The sequence below is a fragment of the Kitasatospora sp. SC0581 genome (assembly GCF_048159585.1).
In the GTDB taxonomy this organism is placed as follows: domain Bacteria; phylum Actinomycetota; class Actinomycetes; order Streptomycetales; family Streptomycetaceae; genus Kitasatospora.
This window is the reverse complement of sequence record NZ_JBLRWA010000181.1, coordinates 1-398: the sequence shown is the minus strand read 5'-3', so window position 1 is coordinate 398 and position 398 is coordinate 1. Positions and strand designations below refer to the sequence as shown.

General features: G+C 31.9%; 1 pseudogene. It reads right to left on the bottom strand.

The features are described from left to right. Positions 1 to 398: pseudogene (locus ACLWS4_RS37670) on the bottom strand (hypothetical protein); the annotation flags it as partial.

Sequence of the window (398 nt, the reverse complement as noted above, 5' to 3'; positions counted from 1 at the left end):
AGTTTAACATAGGAACTGTCAATATCAACCACTTTAGGGAGTCGCCTAATTTTATTACTCGTAGTGTAAAATACAGATAAGATTAACATTCCTATTCCAAAAAGGCTCATAGCAAATAAAGTGGATGTTATATTTGCAAGAAGACCACCAACCAATGAACCCAGTGGCATTGCTATCGTTATTAAGCTAATATTTGTTGTATTGACTCTTCCAATCATTGATTCATCCGGCAATTGTTGGAAAATTGTGGAAAATAGAACATTTATTGCACCAATTGATAAATAAGATATAAACATAAAAACATAAACGAACCAAATTAAAGAATTACTTAGAAGAATCATAATGAGCCAAGAAACACCTGAGAGTAAAAAACCAGCAGCTAATATTTTACCAAAAGG